The 249-nt window shown below is 64.3% G+C and carries 1 protein-coding gene; it reads right to left on the bottom strand.

Annotation, left to right across the window (positions count from 1 at the left end; genetic code table 11):
• Positions 1 to 249, bottom strand: a 249-nt coding sequence (locus HJG58_RS18740) for a chorismate-binding protein (RefSeq protein ID WP_170249810.1), incomplete at both ends; no start/stop codon positions are given.

Below are 249 nucleotides of genomic sequence, written 5' to 3'. Positions count from 1 at the left end.
AATGGTTTTCATCGCCTGCGTGACCAGATCGTGCTCGTGGCGGTCTTTTTCGGAGGCCAGCAGCTTAGTGCCCGCTTCGCGATCCAGCACATCGTCCGGCTGACGGCGCGCAGAGCCTGCCAGCGGCAGCGAGCTAAAGTGCGCGCCCTCTTTGCGCAGCAGCAGTTCCGGGCTGGCGCCCAGCAGCACGCCGCCGTCTTCCAGCGGTACGTGGAAGTTAAAGCTCGCCGGGTTCTGGGCGATAAGACG

Origin of the sequence: Acinetobacter geminorum (genome assembly GCF_013009345.1) — a bacterium.
Classification (GTDB): Bacteria; Pseudomonadota; Gammaproteobacteria; order Pseudomonadales; family Moraxellaceae; genus Acinetobacter; species Acinetobacter geminorum.
The sequence above is the reverse complement of the archived record's forward strand: the minus strand, read 5'-3'. Positions and strand labels throughout refer to the sequence as shown.